The organism is Pseudomonas izuensis, from assembly GCF_009861505.1.
In the GTDB taxonomy this organism is placed as follows: domain Bacteria; phylum Pseudomonadota; class Gammaproteobacteria; order Pseudomonadales; family Pseudomonadaceae; genus Aquipseudomonas; species Aquipseudomonas izuensis.
The window spans coordinates 1-1,260 of sequence record NZ_WTFT01000042.1; the positions used below are offsets into that span (position 1 = coordinate 1).

2 protein-coding genes are annotated in these 1,260 nt (G+C 61.3%); both read left to right on the forward strand.

Features of this window, described 5'->3' with window-relative positions:
• Nucleotides 1–173: 173 nt before the first annotated feature.
• Nucleotides 174–653, forward strand: coding sequence for an NYN domain-containing protein (locus tag GPL81_RS27500; RefSeq protein WP_096514962.1), 480 nt, complete (start codon nucleotides 174–176; stop codon nucleotides 651–653).
• Between the two features lie 22 nt (nucleotides 654–675).
• A partial coding sequence (locus GPL81_RS27505) for a 3'-5' exonuclease (RefSeq protein ID WP_160109258.1) occupies nucleotides 676–1,260 on the forward strand: 585 nt, incomplete at its 3' end.

Consider the following 1,260-nt stretch of genomic DNA (forward strand, 5'->3'; position numbering starts at 1 on the left):
GCTGCGCAGCAGTCGTAAATCCGACCAGTTCGGTCAGTCTGGACGGACGCAGGGGGCCGCTTCGCAGCCCAACGGGGATGAACCCCTCGCCACAACACTCCTTCAGGCTGGCATACTGGGCGACTTTTCGGGCCCGGTGCCTGATCCTGCCTGCGCACCAAGGGGATGTTGCGGTGAAGAAAATCGCTGTGTTCGCCGATGTCCAGAACCTCTATTACACCGTGCGTCAGGCTTACGGTTGTCACTTCAACTATGCCGCGCTGTGGGCCGAGATCAGCAAGCAGGGGCAGATCGTCGAGGCCTACGCCTACGCCATCGATCGTGGCGACAGCAAACAGCAGCAGTTCCAGCAGATCCTGCGCAACCTCGGTTTCACCGTGAAGCTCAAGCCGTATATCCAGCGCAGCGACGGCTCGGCCAAGGGTGACTGGGACGTGGGCATCACCCTCGACATCATGGACGCGGCAGACCATGTCGACGAAGTGGTGCTGGCCTCGGGTGACGGTGATTTCGACATGTTGCTGGAGCGCATCATCAGCAAGCACGGTGTGCAGGCGGTGGCCTATGGCGTACCGGGCCTGACTGCCAACTCGCTGATCCGCGCCGCCAGCCGTTACGTACCCATCGAAGGCGCCTTGCTGCTCAAGAATTGATTTTTACGGAGTTGAAACAGGTTTGGAACGCATCGCAGTCATCGACTTTGAAACCACCGGGATCTCACCGAGCAGCAGCTGTCGAGCCACGGAAATTGCCGTGGTGATGCTTGAACAGGGGCGCATCGTCGAGCGTTACCAGAGCCTGATGAACGCCGGCGTGCGTGTCCCGGCCTTCATCGAACAACTCACCGGTATCAGCAACGCCATGTTGCGCACCGCGCCCTCGGCGGAGCAGGTGATGAACGAAGTCAACGAGTTCGTCGGCACCACGCCGTTGCTGGCGCACAACGCCGCGTTCGACCAGAAGTTCTGGGATTTCGAGCTGGGACGGATCAAGCGCACCCGCCTGCAAAACTTTGCCTGCTCGCTGCTGCTGGCCCGTCGCCTGATGCCCGCGGCGCCGAACCACAAACTCGGCACCCTCACCACCTTCGCCAACCTGCCCCACACCGGCAAGGCCCACCGGGCCATGGCCGATGCGGAAATGGCCGCCAACCTGCTGGCGCATCTGGCCGAAGAATTGCGTCAGAAACACGGGCTGCATGAGCTGTCCCATGATTTGCTGTGCAAATTGCAGAAAGTGCCGGCGGCGAAGGTGGGTGAG